Consider the following 16,499-nt stretch of genomic DNA (forward strand, 5'->3'; position numbering starts at 1 on the left):
GTGTCCGTCGATGCGGCCGCGTCCGGCCGGGCGATCGGGGCGTACATCCGGACTCAGAATGGCAAGATCCTATTGTCCGAACAAGATCAGATATCCATCAAGATTCCCTCAGGAGTGGGCCATGCCACACCGATATCCCATGCGCGAGATCGCCCGACAGGCCGGGGTGAGCGAGGCGACGGTCGATCGTGTACTGCACGGGAGGCCGGGTGTGCGCGAGGGCACGGTCCTGCAGGTGGAGCAGGCCATCGCCGACCTGGACCGGCAGCGGTCGCAGCTGAGATTGTCGGGACGGCAGTTCATGATCGACCTGGTGATGGAGACGCCCCGGCGGTTCTCGTCGATGGTCCGGGCCGCATTGGAGGCCGAGCTACCCGGATTGCGACCGGCCATCTTCCGCGCGCGGTATCACCTCCACGAGACGTGGCCGATCGACGATCTGATCGCAACACTCGACGGCATCGCCCGGCGCGGCAGTCAGGGCGTGGTCCTCAAGGCCCCCGACACCCCGGAGGTGGCGGCCGCGATCGGCAGGCTCACCACTGTCCGGATCCCGGTGATCACCTTCGTCACCGACGTCCCGATGAGTACGCGAATGGCCTATGTGGGGATGGACAACCGCGCGGCCGGAGCGACCGCGGCATTTCTGATGTGCCAGTGGCTGCGGCATGTCGACGCGGCGGTGCTGGTGATGACCAGCAGTGAGATGTTCCGGGGCGAGGAGGAACGGGAGATGGGCTTCCGCGCGGCGATGCGTCGGGGCGACCCGCACCGGCGGATCGTCGACGTGTCGGGATCCGACGGCCTCGACGTCACGAGTCGAATTCTGGCATCTGCTGCACTGCAAGAAGATCCGACGATCACCGCGGTGTATTCGATCGGTGGCGGGAACAAGGGGATCGCCGGCGCCTTCGCCGGCGCCGACCGCACGTGCGAGGTCTTCATCGGCCACGATCTGGGTCCGTCCAACCGCGCCCTGCTCCGCAGCGGGCACCTGACGGCGGTGCTTCACCACGATCTTCGGGCGGATATGCGACGGGTTGCGCAGACCGTGATGAGCTACCACGGCGCGGTCGCGGGGGAGTATCGGCCACAGACCTCCGAGATCGGCGTGATCACCCCATACAACATGCCGCCGGATTGAGTCGAACGATGATGCCATTCATGTTTGCTTGTTATGACATACTGGAGAGCATGACAGAGGCCAGGCAACTGCAGGTGGATCTCGACCGCTCCACCCCCGTGCCGCTGTACCACCAGCTCGCGCAGGGCATCGAGGCGGCGATCATCCGCGGTGATCTCGCGCCCGGTGACCGGCTCGAGAACGAGCTCGACCTGGCAAAACGGCTCCGGCTGTCGCGACCGACCATCCGGCAGGCGATCCAGGAGCTGGTGGACAAGGGTGTGGTCGTCCGCAAGCGCGGCGTCGGCACGCAGGTCGTCCTGAGTCCGGTGAACCGTTCGGTGGAACTGACGAGCCTCTTCGACGACCTCAGTTCCGCGGGGATGTATCCCACCACGCAGCTGCTCGAGTACCGGCGATCGGTGGCCGACGAGGAACTGCGCAGCGATCTCGGCCTCGCTGCCGGCGCCGAGGTGGTCACCATCCGCCGCCTGCGCAGTGCGGGTGGCGAGCCCCTGGCCGTGATGACCAATCATCTGCCCGCCGACATCTGTCCGCCTGCAGGTGAGCTCGAGGACGGCGGTCTCTACAAGGGGTTGCGCGCACGCGGTGTGCACATCCGGCTGGCCCGTCAGGTGATCGGCGCCAAGGCGGCCGAACCGGATGAGGCGGCAATGCTCGAGACGGAGGTCGGGTCGCCGCTGCTCACCATGCAGCGCACCGCCTTCGACGATGCGGGCAAGGTGGTGGAGGTCGGCCGGCACGCATATCGGGCCGACCGCTACTTCTTCGAGACGACAGTGGTGGACCGGTAGTTCGGCAGGAATCCGGAAGTTGCTTGCGACGGAAGTCCTCGGACGGTTCCACACATTTCTCCGGAAATGATCAGAGAATATGAATGGTGAGGCTTCCGGGCCAGGCGTCCTCGGAGACCTCGATGATCTCGAGACGTCAACGTTCGCCGAACAACTCGTGAAATCGCGGTTCCGGCAGGCCTGATGGACCGATCGTGAGAAAGTCTCCAGGAGGTTCAGGGCGATCCGAATCAGGCACAGATCAATCGAATTCCTGTCCGTTCTGAACCCTCGAACCGGTGGATTTGAGCGGCTTCATTACTGCCGATGAATGTGATGGCAGCCTCTTGGGAATCGGTTGACAGTGGTGTGGGACCGCGATAGCTTCGGGCCATGTCGACAATCGAAACCATTGCAGTGCTCGGTACCGGTGTTCTTGGATCTCAGATTGCTTTCCAGTCCGCGTACAGCGGCAAAAAGGTTGTCGCATATGACATCGACGACGACATTCTCGTCAAGGCAAAGGAGCGCGCGCACGGACTCGCGAAGACCTACCTCGCCGAGGTTCCGGGCGCTTCGCAGTCCAAGGTCGACGCCGCGCTCGCGAATCTCTCATTCACTTCTGATCTCTCGGTCGCCGCAGCCGATGCCGACCTCGTGATCGAGGCGGTACCGGAGGTGCTGTCCATCAAGCAGGACACCTTCGCCAAGCTCAACGCGTTGGCGCCGGAGAAGACCATCTTCGCCACCAACTCGTCGACGCTGCTGCCCAGTGACATCGCGCCGTCGAGTGGTCGAGCGGACCGCTTCCTCGCCATGCACTTCGCCAACCGGGTCTGGCAGTTCAACACGGCCGAGATCATGGGCACCCCGGAGACCAGCAAGGATTCGTTCGACGCCGTCGTCGCTTGCGCCTCCGAGATCGGCATGGTTCCGATCCCGATGCACAAGGAGAAGGCGGGCTATGTCCTGAACTCGTTGCTGGTGCCGTTCCTCTCGGCCGCGGCGCAACTGGCCGCCGGTGACTATGCCGACCCGAAGGACGTCGACAACGTGTGGCGTATCGCCACCGGCGCGCCGATCGGGCCGTTCCAGATCTACGACATCGTCGGACTCAATACCCCGTACAACATCATGATGAACGGCGACGAAGGCCAGCAGGAGCTCGGACGCTGGCTCAAGGAGAACTACATCGACAAAGGCCGGCTCGGTATGGCCACCGGTCACGGCTTCTACGACTACACGACCGACGACAAGGGCTGACCGCATCCAGCTGACGGCACCACGATTGGGTTGCCAACAACCGGGTCGACCGGTACGTCACCGTCGGCCGAGCTCCCGAAGGTGCCCGAGCTGTTGCCATGGTCCCCACACCCGAGGCCACCGATACGATCGCAGCTTCGCGCGGCCAGACCCGCACTCAACGTCGTCGACCGTGTCCACGACTCCAACACCGTACGCGAATCGTCATCACGGACCACCACCAGAGAAGCAGGCATACACGCCGTCATCCCACCCCACCGCCAAGATGAATGACTGGTCGGGGCCCTGTCACGCCGGTTGCGGGAAAGGCCGCGACTAGGCTGGCGGAGTGGGTACTGGGAAGGGGCGTGCGGACAAACGCCCGACGATTCGGGATGTCGCCGAGGTGGCCGGGGTTTCGAAGTCGCTGGTGTCGCGCGCCTTCGTGGAGCCACGTCGGGTCGGCGCACACAGCCTGGAGAAGATCATGGCCGCTGCAACGGAGTTGGGATTTCGCCCGAGTTGGTCGGCCAGGACGCTGAACAACTCCGACGGCGGCTTCACCGGGATCGTGGTGGCCGATCTGTACTCGGCGGCGTTGGCCCCAATCGTCATCGGGGCATCGCGCAGGTTTGACGAGGCCGGGCTCGAGGTCCTCCTGTCACCGGCGAGCTTCAGCGAGCCCGGGGCCGATGCCGTGCTTGAATCGGCGTCGATCGCCTTTCTCGGCGATCTGCGGCCTGCTCGGCTACTGATCGTCGGCGCGGTTGTCGACATGTCGGCGTTGGAAGCCCTCGCGGCGAGGATACCCACCGTCGTTGCCGGAGCCCGTGACGTCGGTATTCCCGGGGTCGCCGAGGTGTTCACCAATGATGATCGTGGACTTGATCTCTCGATATCACACCTGGTTTCGGAGGGTCACCGTCGGATAGCGCATCTGGCGGGTATCGGGAAGGTGGGAGCGGCCCGCGCGGCGGCGTACCGACGCGCGATGGTCGGCCACGATCTCGCTGCCGAGATCCGGGTCGAACATTCAGATTTCGAGGAGCGGGCGGGATTTCACGCGATGCGACGTCTGCTCGCCGAGGCCGAGCCACCGACCGCGGTGACCGCCGCCGGTGATTCGGCCGCGATCGGGGCGCTTGCGGCGATTCGTGCGGCCGGAGCCCAGATCGCCGTCGTCGGCTACGGCAACACTCCGGCCGCGTCCTTTCATCTTGCGGATCTGAGCTCGGTCGATCCCGGTAACCAGACCATCGGCGCGCGAGCGGCCGAGGTGCTGCTCGACGAAACCACCGAAGCTGGTGAGGGGTCGCGGCAAATGCGGGTCGAGCCTTCGCTGGTTGTGCGTTCGAGCTCCAGTGGGGTCGCGCAGCGGGGCTGACGCCCAGCGAAAGGCCTATGAGCTATTGACCGGACATATGTGGCGGCTTACGATGTGGACCGGTCCACATGATGTGGGTCACAATTTATGAGGATGGAGACGACTCCGATGCGCACTGTCGCTGAACACTATGATGTCGTGGTCTGCGGGGGAGGGCTCGCCGGATTCTCGGCAGCCCTTGCCTCGGCTCGCCACGGCGCCAAGACCGCATTGGTGCAGGATCGACCTGTGCTGGGTGGCAACTCATCATCCGAGATCCGCGTGACCCCGCATGGTGCAGCTGCGTTTCACGGTTACGCGCGGGAGACAGGGGTGATCTCGGAGGCTCTCATCGAGGAACGCGTTCGCAATCATGCCAAGATCGAGGAGAACGGGTGGACCAACTCGGTCTGGGACATGGTCCTCTACGACATGGCGGTCCGGACCGACAATCTCACCCTTCACCTGAACACCGGGGTCGAGGGGGTGCAGGTGCGCGACGGGCACATCGCCTCGGTGACCGCCCGGACGTGGGGTGCGGAGATGATCCGGGAGATCCGCGGATCGGTGTTCATCGACTGTACTGGCGACGGCACCGTCGGGGATCTGGCCGGGAATCCGTCCCGATTCGGTATCGAGGCATCCGCAGAGTTCGGTGAAACACATGCTCCCGCCGAGTCATCCGCGGACACGATGGGCTCCTCGCTGCATTTCAAGACTGTGGATACCGGGGTGCCCACCGAGTTCCATGCACCGGAGTGGGCGGTTCGATATGACAGCGACGAGTTCTTCACCGGCGGTGGCAGGAAGATCCCGACGCTCGAGAGTGGATACTGGTGGATCGAACTCGGTGCACCGTGGAATAGTCTGTACGACAACGAGATCTTGCGGCATGAGCTGACCAGGCATGTACTGGGTATCTGGGACTATCTGAAGAATCGTCATCCCTACTGGTCGCCGCGCGCGTCGACGCTCGCACTCGACTGGATCGGTCAGGTACCGGGAAAGCGGGAGAGTCGCAGGCTTGAGGGACGCTACCTGCTCACCGAATCCGACCTGATCGACGGGACGAAGTTCGACGACGAGGTCGCCTTCGGCGGCTGGTACATGGATCTGCACACCATCGGCGGGCTGCTGAAGGACATCGCCGAACCGTCGACCCAGGATCAGTGGAAAGACCCGGGTAAGGCCTCCATGGGGTCGAAGTACGTCCCGCCGTTTGGGATTCCTCTGCGGGCATTGTCCTCTGCCGTCATCGACAATCTGTTCTTCGCCGGCCGCAACATGAGCGCCACCCATGTCGCGATGGGGGCAACGCGCGTGATGGGTACCTGTGCGTCCATGGGCGAAGCGGTGGGTATCGCTGCCGCACTGAACTTCTCGGCGGATCACGTCGTCGAGGCGGCAGCGGATGACATTGCCCGGATTCAGCAGACGATCCTCCGCGATGGTGCCTTCTTGGTCAACGTGGCCAACTCCGACCCCGTTGACCTCGCCCGAAGTGCAACGATCTCGGCCAGTTCCACCGACCTCGTGCGCGGGGTCGGGCCGTCGAGCACCGACCGGACCGGCGGAATCGACTACTGGCGTGGTTATCCGCTGTTCCCCTTCCGTGGCAATCTCGAACGTCGGGTCGCGCAGTGGATCATCCGCGGGGCGGGCCAGCCGCTCGATGCGATCCGGTTGTGTCTGAGCAATCATGGGACCGCGTCGGCGCGGGTGGCTGCCACGCTCTACGCCGTCGATGACATCTGGGACTATCGGGTGGACACGGGCATGGTACTGGCCAAGGAAGAAATCGAGGTTCCCGTTGGCGGCCCTGCCTGGGTCACTTGGGATATCGGACTCCCCGAGGTGGGTGGATCATCTTTCGTGCGAGTCGATCTGGCTCCTGCCGAGGATGTCGAATGGCATATCTCGCCGGCTGTAGCGCCCGGGCAGATCGCCGCGTTCGAGGACAATCCAGGGCACTATCGCCGATTTGGCAGCGGTCAGACCCTCGGTTTCGAGGTGGTGCCGCCGCAGCGCGGATACGAACCGGATCAGGTGATCTCGGGAGAGGCTCGACCGCATCGCTCGACCAATCAGTGGCGTTCCGACCCGGCGGTACCCTTGCCCGCCTGGATTGAACTGACCTGGCCGGTCGAGCACGAGATCAAGCAGGTCCAGCTCACCTTCGCCGGCCATCTGCTTCGCGAGTATCACGCCTATCCGGCGTTCTATCGTGACCCGCAGTGCCTGCGCGACTACGAACTCCAGGTCGCCGACGCCAACGGGTGGCGGACGGTGGTTCGGGTCGAGGACAACACTGCCACTCGGGTGGTGCACACGCTCGATCGGTCCGAGAGGACCCGTGGGCTGCGATTGGTCGCATTGTCCACCAACGGTGATCCGGCGGTCGGTGTCTACGAGATTCGAGCCTATGATCGCGAGATCTGCACGATTCCTGCGTACGCCGGACGAGAGATCGACCAGCAGGCAGAGGTGCGACGATGAACTGCATTGCAGTAGGTTTCGGTCGGACCGTCGTCGGAGAGGTGGGCTGATGTCCACACTGGTGGTTCGCAATCGGCGCGACATCATCCGCTACATCGAGGACAATCCACGCAACACCCAGCGCGCGGGAATCCTGTTCGCGATCGCGATGACCTCGGTGTTCGCCGATGCCTATGACCTGGGCAGTCTGAGTATCGGGGTCAGCTCGATGGCCGCCGAGCTCGGACTCACGCCCACCCAGGTCGGAATAGTCACGTCGTCGACGGCCGTTGGCGCGTTGCTCAGTGCCCTCGCCGGCGGCATCATCGCAGATCGGACCGGTCGCTATCGCCTGTTCGTGATCTGTGCGGTCCTGCTTGTCATCGCACCGTTGGGTGTGGCGCTCTCGGTGAACTTCTGGATGATTCTGTTCTTCCGGATACTCCTCGGAATCGCGGTCGGCCTGGACATTCCGGTCGCATTCAGGGCTCTTCCTGATTGAGAGTGCCCGAATGGGTGTGCGAGTCCACTAGATGTAGGTCCGATTCGGTGGTGAGCCGCTGGGCTCGTGGCGGGTCCTGTGGTGTGAAGATGAAAGCTCTCACACACCCAATCCGAACACCAACAGGACCCATGACGCAGCGTAGCGCTATTGCCGACACGATTTGCCGCACGATCGAACTCGGCGTCACGATCACCGATGCCGCCATCGACGGCGAGGACCGTACCCACTTGTTTTGCCAGCTCCTGGACCCGAAGAACACCTGCCCGACGTGCGGGCAGGCGGGTCGGCTGCGTGATCATGTCGACCGTGAGGTCGCCGATCTGCCCATCGTCGGGCATCCGACCCGGCTGCACCTGTCGGTGCCGCGCTATGTGTGTGCCACCACCGACTGCACGACGTCGGTGTTTCGTGCCGACATCAGCGCCATCGTGGCGCCGAGGGCGCAGGTCACCCGCCGCACCACCACCTGGATCATGCGAGCGATGATCAGCGACAAGATGAGTGTGAAGGCCGTCGCGGCTGCGGTCGGGTTGAGCTGGAACACCGTCAACACCCTCGCCCTGGCCGCGGTCAAGAAGCTGGCTGCTGCACCGGCCCGGTTGGCCGGTGTGCGGGTCCTCGGGGTCGATGAGCACAAGTGGAAACACGTTCGCGGCAAGGGTGATCCGAATTTCGTGACCGTCCTGGTCGATCTCACCCCGATCGTGGATGGAACCGGCCCGGCCCGGTTGCTGGATATGGTCGCCGGCCGCTCCAAAGCCGCGCTCAAAGACTGGCTCGGCGCGCGGGATCAGGGGTTCCGCGACCGGATTCGGGTGGTCACGATGGACGGGTTCACCGGGTATCGCACCGCCACTGCCGAAGCCCTCGACAAGGCGCGTGTGGTGATGGACCCCTTCCACGTCGTGCATCTGGCAGCGGAGAAATTGACCTTGTGTCGTCAACGCGTGCAACAAGATACGTGCGGGCATCGCGGTCGATCCGGGGATCCGCTCTACGGCATCCGTCGCACCTTGTTGACCCGGATCGGGTTGCTCACCGACAAGCAGAAGACTCGGCTGCGCGGCGGCCTCGATGCCCGCGAGGAGCACGTGGCCGTTGCGGTCACCTACGCGATCTACCAGGAGTTGATCGATGCCTACGAGCAACCCACCAAGCGGGACAGCAAGATCGCAATGTACAAGCTGCTCAAGAAGATCAAGACCGGCGTGCCCGCCGGACTATCAGAGCTGGCCCAACTCGGGCGTTCGTTGTGGTCACGACGGGCCGAGATCCTCGCCTACTTCGACACCGGCGCCTCCAACGGCCCAGTCGAAGCCATCAACGGGCGCCTCGAGCATCTGCGCGGCATCGCCCTCGGGTTCCGTAACCTCACCCACTACATCTTGCGGTCGCTCATCCACTCCGGCCAACTCGCAGAAAGCCTGCGCGCACTCTGAATTAGGAAGAGCCGCATTCAGTTTCATGGCTGAGTTGTTGACAAAGGAGACACAGGCCAAGTTCATCAACCTCTGGCAGCCCGTCGCCTCATTCTCCAACATTCTCGGGGTGGCGATCGCTCTTCCATTTGCCGTAGCCATGGCCACCGGTCACATGTGGCGGGTCACCTGCGGTGTCGGCGCGGTGATCGCGGTGGTCGCGCTGGTCCTGCGGTTGACATACTCCGAGGAATCGCCGCTGTGGTCGGCCAAACACCAGAAGCTTGACGTCGCGGCCAAGGTGCTGGGCTCCACCTATGCGATCGATGTGCGGGTGGAACCCGACGGTAGTGATGATCGGGACTTCGATCCGGAGAACCGAAAGTATGGTGTGGGGCAGTTGTTCACCTACACGAATCGGTCGCGCACGGTGCTGGTGTCGATCTGTGCCTTCGTGCAGCAGCTCCAATACTACGGCGTCGGCTTCTACATCCCGGTGATCGCCGGACTGATATTCGGCAAGGATATGGTGTCGACGATCATCGCGACGATCTGTGCTCAGGTGTTGGCGCTGGTGGCCGGCCTGATCGGAGTGCGGTTGACCTCGCGGCTGGGTCTGCGTGGATTGGGCCTGGCCGGATACACCGTCGTCGTGGTCTGCCTGGTCGCGGTGGGACTCGTCGGGATCGGCGGTCAGGATCTGTCGATCGTGCCGGTGGTACTGGTGGCATTCATGTTGGCGGGCACGTCCTTCGGTCCAGGACCGCTGAGCAAGACGCTGGCTGCGGTGGTGTACCCGACGGAGATCCGTGGTCTCGGGACGGGATGGTCGGAATCCATGGGTAGATTGGGCTCGATCGTGGGCTTGTTCTGCTTCCCGGTTCTGCTGTCGGCGGTGGGGGCCACGTCGACCATGCTGATCATCGCGGTGTTCCCGGTCATCGCCATTGTCGCGTTGATCGTCACACCGTTGCGGCGAGACCAGGCGATGGGGCGCGAACAGGTCAAGGAGATCACCGCGAGCCACGCATGATCGATCTCGTCGTCCGGTCAACCGTGCCGTGTGTCGCCGGGGCCGACTGAACGCTTCGCGTCAACCGCGCAGGCCGCCGTGATCGTGATCTCGCACCGGATCGGGCCGAGCTCAGGTGGAGTCCGAGCTCGGACCCGATTCTGCCTCCTCGGTCTTGCCCCCCGACACCGCGATCAGCAGGTGGCGCACCGCCATCGCCCGTCGATGCGATGGACCTTCGAGCTCGTCGAGGGCACACTCCGGATCGGCCGGCGCACCCAGATGGGTGCAGCCGCGTGGACAGTTCTCGATGGCATCGCGCAGATCGTCGAAGGCGTCGATGATGTCGTCGGGACCCACATGTGCCAGCCCGAACGAGCGGATGCCCGGAGTGTCGACCACCCACGAGCGCTGGGTCTCGCCGTCGCCGGGTAGCGGCAATGCCACCGACTGAGTGGAGGTATGGCGTCCCCTGCCCACTCCCGAGACCACCCCGGTGGCCCGGTCTGCCTCGGGCACAAGGCGATTGACCAGGGTGGACTTGCCCACCCCGGAGTGACCGATCAGGGCGGTCAGATGCCCGCGGAGCAGCGTCAGTACGTCGTCGAGGGGATCGGTGCGCCCGGCGTGGACGATCGGCAGATCGAGACCCTCGAATGCGGCGACGAACTCGTCCGGGGAGGCGAGGTCGGTCTTGGTGAGACACAGGATCGGCTCCAACCCGCCGACATAGGCTGCGGCCAGTGCGCGTTCGACGAAGCCGGTGCGGGGCGGGGGATCGGCCATCGCGGTGACGATGAGCAGTCGGTCGGCGTTGGCGACGACGATCCGTTCATAGGGATCGGTGTCATCGGCGGTGCGGCGCAGCACGGTTCGGCGTTCGGCCACCTTGACGATGCGGGCGAGGGAGTCCGGCCGGCCGGTGAGGTCGCCGACCACTCCCACATCGTCGCCGACGACGATCGGCGTGCGGCCGAGTTCGCGGGCGCGCATCGCCACCACCCGGCGGCCGGGGTCGCCGCCGAGCGTGCACCCCCAGCGGCCACGATCGACCGACACGACCATCGCGGATTCCGCGTTCTCGTGTGCGGGACGGGTCTTGGTGCGCGGACGGCTGCCCTTGCCGGGACGGATCCGGACGTCGGACTCGTCGTAGCTCTCCGCGCGTCGGCTCACGGGCGACCGATCATCTGCTGCCACATGCCGGGGAAGTCGGGCAGCGTCTTCGACGTGGTCTCGATGTCGTCGACGAGTACCGCCGGTACCTGCAGGCCGATGATCGCACCGGCAGTCGCCATCCGGTGATCGGCATACGATTCCCATTGTCCGCCATGAAGTTTCGCGGGTCGGATGATCAGTCCGTCCTCGATCTCCTCGGCGTCGCCGCCGAGGCGTCCGATCTCGGTGGTCAGCGCCTTGAGCCGGTCGGTCTCGTGTCCACGCAGATGGGCGATGCCGGTCAGTCTCGACTCGGTGTCGGCCAGTGCGGCGAGCGCGGCGATGGTGGGGGTGAGCTCGCCGATCTCCTTGAGATTGCGGTCGATGCCCTTCAGTCGTTCCGGGCCGGTGACGGTGAGCAGACCGTCGACGAGCTCTACGGCACAACCCATCTCGGCGAGGATGTCGGCGATCTGTGCCCCCGGCTGGGTGGTCATCGACGGCCAGCGCGGCACGCTCACCCGGCCACCGGTGGCTGCCGCGGCGGCGAGGAAGGCCGCCGCATTCGACAGATCCGGTTCGATCGCCCAGTCGACGGCACGGATCGGCGTGGGCGGGACCCGCCACACGTCGGGGGTGGAGACGTCGACGACGACCCCGGCGGTGGCGAGCATCGTGATGGTCATCTCGATGTGCGGCATCGACGGAACCGGCGGGCCCACATGGGCCACCGTGATGCCCTCGTCGAACCGGGCACCGGCGAGTAGCAGCCCGGACACGAATTGCGACGACCCGGATGCGTCGACGGTCACCTGGCCACCGCGGGCCGATCCGGTGCCGGTGACGGTGAACGGCAGGGCGTCACCGTCGATCTCGACCCCGAGACCGCGCAGCGCGTCGAGGATGGTGGCCAGCGGACGATGCCGGGCCTGCTCGTCGCCGTCGAAGGCGACGCGCCCGTCGGCCAGTGCGGCGACCGGCGGCAGGAAGCGCATCACCGTTCCGGCGAGTCCGCAGTAGACGTCGGTGCCGTGCATCGGATTCGGGGTGATGGTGACGGTGGTCGGGTCGTCGGCGTCGACGGCGACGCCGGTGCCCAGGCCGGTGAGTGCGGACAGCATCAGGTTGGTGTCGCGGCTGCGCAGTGTGCCGGTGATGGTCGACGGACCGTCGGCGAGGGCGGCGAGCAGCAGGGCACGGTTGGTGATCGACTTCGAGCCGGGGAGATCCACGACGGCGTCCACCGGCCCGGAAACGGGCGCATTCCACGTGCTCATGGCGTCCAGTCTGTCATGACGGCTCGACCGGGCGGCCAATCAGCTCTGGTAGCCCGGTGGGTGGGCGCTCACCGGTTGTCGAGACGCAGCGGATGCGTGGCGGGCACCTCGACGACGATGAGCAGCCGGCCGTCGGGATCGCGAACGTGCATCTCGATCAGACCCCAGGGCTCGGTCTGCGGCTCGCGTGCGATCTCCACCCGGGCCTGCCGGAGTTCGCGTTCGGTGGCGGCGATGTCGCGGACCTGCAGCCACAGTGCCCCCGACGGTTCCACGGCCGGGTCGGTGTCGGCGGTGAGATGACCGGGCACCTCGATCAGCCCGTTGCCCGCGTAGAACACCACACCGCCCGGATACTCCCGGGCCACGGCCAGACGCAGTTGATGACGGTAGAAGTGCTGCAGTCGCTCGGGATCGCCGGACCGGAGCAGCACGCGGCTGGTGAGGACCTCCATGCCTGAAGTGTCTACACGTCCATCGGCCGACCGCGTGGGACAACCGCGTCGGCGCGTCGGGAATGTCGGGATGTGAGCGGGTCGGTCACTGGCCTTCGGTGCTGCCGTCGCTCCCGCCGACGGCGTGCCCGCGGGTCACCTCGATGTCGTGGCGTGCGGCGTCGTAGGCGGCGGTCTCCCGCACGATCCGGTCGGTCTCGCCGATCGGTGTGGCATCACCGAATGCGAACGCCGATGGACGCGGTGGTTCGGTCGGGATGTCGGGGTCGTCGACGGCGGGATCGAGCTCTTCGGGCTTGGGGCTGTGGGACATACCTCCACGATAGGAGCGTCGGGCCGCCCGGGCGCGACAACCCGAGACACCGCACGGCCCCGGCAGGGAGAACCCGGCTGGGAGAACCCGGCAGGGAGAACCCGGTTGCCGGCACGGTGCGGGCGTCTCCTGGGGACACGACGTGGGCGTCCGCCCCGGGGACGATCACCCGGTGCGGACGCCCATGTCGGTGCGGCCGGTGGACGCCCAGGTCGTGGACCGTCAGCGCTAGGACTGGGACCGGGGGCCGCGGGCGGAGAAGCGGCCCTCGGTCTTGTCGTCCCACACGTCGAGCAGCCGGGTCACGGTGGGATCGCCCTGCTCCTTGATCCAGTCGCACAGTTCGCTGGGCGCCGACGGATTGGTGACGATGAACCGGTGCAGTCCGGCATCGTGCTCGGCGAGCAGCTTGAGCGTTTCCGGCGGGGTGGCCGGGTCGGCGGCGGCGAGGGCATCGCGCGGATCGAAGGCGCCGCCACGCGGGCCGTCGGCCGCCGACATCCCCTCTGAACTGGCCAGTCCCTCGGCGGTGACGACGTCGATCTCACCGGTGTTGTGGTAGTCGGCCGGATCGGATGAGGTGCTGCGCGTGTTGAGCAGCAGGTTCAGCACGATCGCGGTGAGCGCACCGGCGGAGATACCGGAGTGGAAGATGGTCTGGAACCAGTCCGGGAACTGGTGGTAGAGATCCAGCGAGACGCTCACGCCGTCGGATGTGTAGTACAGCTTGGCCTCGGTCAGCATGGCGACGCCCACCGAGATCGCCACCACCAGGATGTTGGTGTTGTTGAACTTCACCTTGCTCAGCGTCCGGACGCCGCTCGCGGCGACCATGCCGAACAGTGCCACACCGGCGCCGCCGAGGACGGGCAGCGGGATGCCCTCGATGATTGCGGCCATCTTGGGCAGCAGTCCCAGCACCACCAGGATGCCGCCGGCGCACGTGGCGACGTGACGTGTCTTGACACCGGTGATCGCGACCAGTCCGACGTTCTGGGCGAAGGCGGTGTACGGGAAGGTGTTGAAGATGCCGCCGAGGACGGTGCCGAGACCGTCGGCGCGCATACCGTCGGCCAGCCTGCGCGGGGTGATCTTCTTGTCGACGATCTCGCCGACGGCCACGATGTCGCCGGTGGTCTCGGTCATGATCACCAGGGCGACGATGATCATCGCGATGATCGAACTGACGTCGAAGGTCGGGAAACCGAAGTAGAACGGCTCGGGGATCGCCACCCAGGAGCTCTCACCGACGCTGCTCCAGTCGGCCATCCCGAACGGGATCGAGATGAGGGTGCCGAGGACCAGACCGATCAGGATGGACACACGCTTGATGGTGGGCGGGGCGAACCGCTCGATCAGGATGATCAGCAGCAGTGTCAGGAAACCGAAGGCGATGGCCTTGGGGGCGCCGAAGTCCTCACCCTTGGCGGTGCCGCCGCCGAACCAGCCGGCGGCCACACGCATCAGGGAGACGCCGATGATCAGGATGATCGTGCCGGTGACCAGCGGCGGGAAGAACCGGATGAGTTTCCCGACGATCGGTGCCACCAGGATCATGAACACACCGCAGGCGATCACCGAGCCGTAGATGGCGGTGATCCCGTGGTTGAGTCCGATGGTGATCATCGGGCCGACCGCGGCGAAGGTGACGCCCTGCATGAGCGGCAGGCGCACGCCGAACCGCCAGAACCCGACCGCCTGCAGGATGGTCGCGATACCGGCGACGAACAGGTCGGCGGTGATCAGGTGGACGATCTCGTTGCTCTGCATCTGCCCGGCACCGACCATCGCGCCGCCGACGATCAGCGGAACCGCGACCGCACCGGCATACATCGCCATGACGTGCTGGAGCCCGAGCGGGAAGAGCTTGAGGAACGGGGGGATGTCGTCGACGGGGTGGTCGGCGTCCCGGCCGTGCTTGATCGTCTGGAGAAAGGACATGCACAGTGTCTATGAGTCCGACATTGCGGTCCTGCGCCAACCGTGTGTCGGTCGTGTTTCCGCAAGAATATATGAGCATGGCAGGCAGAAATTCCTCTTCCCGAGGGGCACAGATCAGCGCGGGCATGCTCGTCTACCGGTGGCGCGACGACTCCCTCGAGTTCCTCATCGCCCATCCCGGTGGCCCGCTGTGGGCGCGTAAGGACGACGGGGCGTGGACGATTCCCAAGGGGCTCGTCGAACCCGGCGAGGACCTCCTGGCCGCGGCCCGGCGGGAGTTCGCCGAGGAGATCGGCTCCCCGGCCCCCGACGGCCCCGTCGTCGAACTCGGTGAGGTCCGGCTCAAGAGCGGCAAGCGGGTCACCGGGTTCGCCGTCGAGGGCGACCTCGACGTCTCGACCATCACGTCGAACACCTTCGAGATGGTGTGGCCACCGCGGTCGCGACAACTGGCGCAGTTCCCGGAGGTCGATCGCGCCGAATGGTTCGGGCAGGCCGATGCCGCCGTCAAGCTCAATCCGGCGCAGGTGGAATTGCTCACCCGGCTCGTCGCTAGGCTCGACGACGTGACGCACACCGAGATCGAGGACCCCGGATCACGGCTGGCCGGCGTGTTCAATTCCGCCGCCGACGACTTCGACGCGGTCACCCCGCAGGTCTGGGGTCCGGCTGCAGAGGCGTTGATCGCCGCACTCGACCCCCGTGCGGGCGAGGCAGTGATCGACATCTGCTCGGGGACCGGTGCGAGTGTGCTGCCCGCGGCGAAGGCGGTGGGGCCCGACGGCCGCGTGCTCGCGGTGGACTTCTCCGCCGCGCTGCTCGACGTCGCCCGCGCCAAGGCCGGTGCGGAGGGATTGGGCAACGTCGACGTCGCGGTGGCGGACGTGACCACCCTCGAACCCGGGATCGCGCCCTGCGAGAACGCCTTCGACGTCCTCGCATGTGCCTTCGGGGTGTTCTTCCTGCCGGAGATGGACGACGCCGCCCGGGGACTGCTCCGACTGGTCCGTCCCGGCGGCAAGGTCGGTGTGTCGGTGTGGCACGCCGATGCGATGGCCGACTTCGCCGCCGCCTACTTCGCCACGGTGGGCGAGATCGCCGGAGACACCGGGCATCAGGGGCCGAGGGCACCCGGCAGCGGCCCGCGACCGATCGACCGCATCAACACCGAGGAGACGCTGGCCGCGTGGCTGTCCGACGTCGGCGGACACGACGTGGAGGTCACCACCGTGCGGCTGCGGGTGGCATGCACCCCGGAGTTCGCGTGGAAGCTGGTGCTGGGCAGTGGTTATCGGGGTGCGCTCACCGAGCTCGACGACGAGACGCGCCGGAGAATCCGGGACCGGTTCGTCGAACGCCTTGCCGCCGAACACATCACCGAGGTCAACTGCGACACCCTCATCGCCACCGCACGCGTCTGATT

14 protein-coding genes are annotated in these 16,499 nt (G+C 65.7%); 9 read left to right on the forward strand and 5 right to left on the reverse strand.

The features are described from left to right. Positions 1-121 precede the first annotated feature (121 nt). The 8 genes from Q9K23_RS19975 (at position 122) to Q9K23_RS20010 (ending at position 9,953) form a co-directional block, all read left to right on the forward strand. The gene (locus tag Q9K23_RS19975) at positions 122-1,144 is read left to right on the forward strand and encodes a LacI family DNA-binding transcriptional regulator (protein ID WP_053778064.1); all 1,023 of its coding nucleotides are present in this window, start codon (positions 122-124) and stop codon (positions 1,142-1,144) included. A gap of 50 nt (positions 1,145-1,194) precedes the next feature. Beyond that, the gene (locus Q9K23_RS19980; protein WP_053778065.1) at positions 1,195-1,938 is read left to right on the forward strand and encodes a GntR family transcriptional regulator; all 744 of its coding nucleotides are present in this window, start codon (positions 1,195-1,197) and stop codon (positions 1,936-1,938) included. Between the two features lie 372 nt (positions 1,939-2,310). Next, positions 2,311-3,180: a 3-hydroxyacyl-CoA dehydrogenase gene (locus Q9K23_RS19985; protein ID WP_020790216.1), complete on the forward strand. Its 870-nt coding sequence runs from the start codon at positions 2,311-2,313 to the stop codon at positions 3,178-3,180. A gap of 553 nt (positions 3,181-3,733) precedes the next feature. Continuing rightward, entirely contained in the window at positions 3,734-4,543 is an 810-nt protein-coding gene (locus tag Q9K23_RS19990) for a LacI family DNA-binding transcriptional regulator (RefSeq protein WP_305950255.1), read from the forward strand. A 108-nt stretch (positions 4,544-4,651) separates the two neighbouring features. Next, complete coding sequence (locus Q9K23_RS19995; RefSeq protein ID WP_053778067.1) at positions 4,652-7,018, forward strand: FAD-dependent oxidoreductase; 2,367 nt, start codon at positions 4,652-4,654, stop codon at positions 7,016-7,018. Positions 7,019-7,067: 49 nt separating this feature from the next. After that, positions 7,068-7,499, forward strand: a complete 432-nt coding sequence (locus tag Q9K23_RS20000; protein WP_020790223.1) for an MFS transporter — start codon at positions 7,068-7,070, stop codon at positions 7,497-7,499. A 131-nt stretch (positions 7,500-7,630) separates the two neighbouring features. Next, positions 7,631-8,941, forward strand: a complete 1,311-nt coding sequence (locus Q9K23_RS20005; RefSeq protein WP_305950137.1) for an ISL3 family transposase — start codon at positions 7,631-7,633, stop codon at positions 8,939-8,941. A 25-nt stretch (positions 8,942-8,966) separates the two neighbouring features. Beyond that, entirely contained in the window at positions 8,967-9,953 is a 987-nt protein-coding gene (locus Q9K23_RS20010) for an MFS transporter (protein WP_020790091.1), read from the forward strand. Positions 9,954-10,064: 111 nt separating this feature from the next. Here Q9K23_RS20010 and rsgA read toward each other — a convergent pair whose 3' ends face one another. The 5 genes from rsgA to Q9K23_RS20035 form a co-directional block, all read right to left on the reverse strand. Then, positions 10,065-11,108 carry a ribosome small subunit-dependent GTPase A gene (gene rsgA, locus Q9K23_RS20015; RefSeq protein ID WP_053777159.1) on the reverse strand — a complete coding sequence of 348 codons (1,044 nt, stop codon included), beginning with the start codon at positions 11,106-11,108 and terminating at the stop codon, positions 10,065-10,067. Next, entirely contained in the window at positions 11,105-12,367 is a 1,263-nt protein-coding gene (aroA, locus tag Q9K23_RS20020; RefSeq protein WP_053777160.1) for a 3-phosphoshikimate 1-carboxyvinyltransferase, read from the reverse strand. The genes rsgA and aroA overlap by 4 nt, the downstream gene beginning before the upstream one ends. 68 nt (positions 12,368-12,435) lie before the next feature. After that, entirely contained in the window at positions 12,436-12,822 is a 387-nt protein-coding gene (locus tag Q9K23_RS20025) for a VOC family protein (protein WP_020793454.1), read from the reverse strand. Positions 12,823-12,907: 85 nt separating this feature from the next. Beyond that, positions 12,908-13,135, reverse strand: a complete 228-nt coding sequence (locus tag Q9K23_RS20030) for a hypothetical protein (RefSeq protein ID WP_020793453.1) — start codon at positions 13,133-13,135, stop codon at positions 12,908-12,910. 228 nt (positions 13,136-13,363) lie between these two features. Further along, positions 13,364-15,076, reverse strand: coding sequence for a nucleobase:cation symporter-2 family protein (locus tag Q9K23_RS20035; protein ID WP_053777161.1), 1,713 nt, complete (start codon positions 15,074-15,076; stop codon positions 13,364-13,366). Between the two features lie 77 nt (positions 15,077-15,153). Between Q9K23_RS20035 and Q9K23_RS25200 the strand changes: the two genes are divergently transcribed. Next, complete coding sequence (locus Q9K23_RS25200; protein WP_315972005.1) at positions 15,154-16,497, forward strand: class I SAM-dependent methyltransferase; 1,344 nt, start codon at positions 15,154-15,156, stop codon at positions 16,495-16,497. Positions 16,498-16,499 lie beyond the last annotated feature (2 nt).

It is taken from the genome of Gordonia sp. NB41Y, from assembly GCF_030718915.1.
Classification (GTDB): Bacteria; Actinomycetota; Actinomycetes; order Mycobacteriales; family Mycobacteriaceae; genus Gordonia; species Gordonia desulfuricans.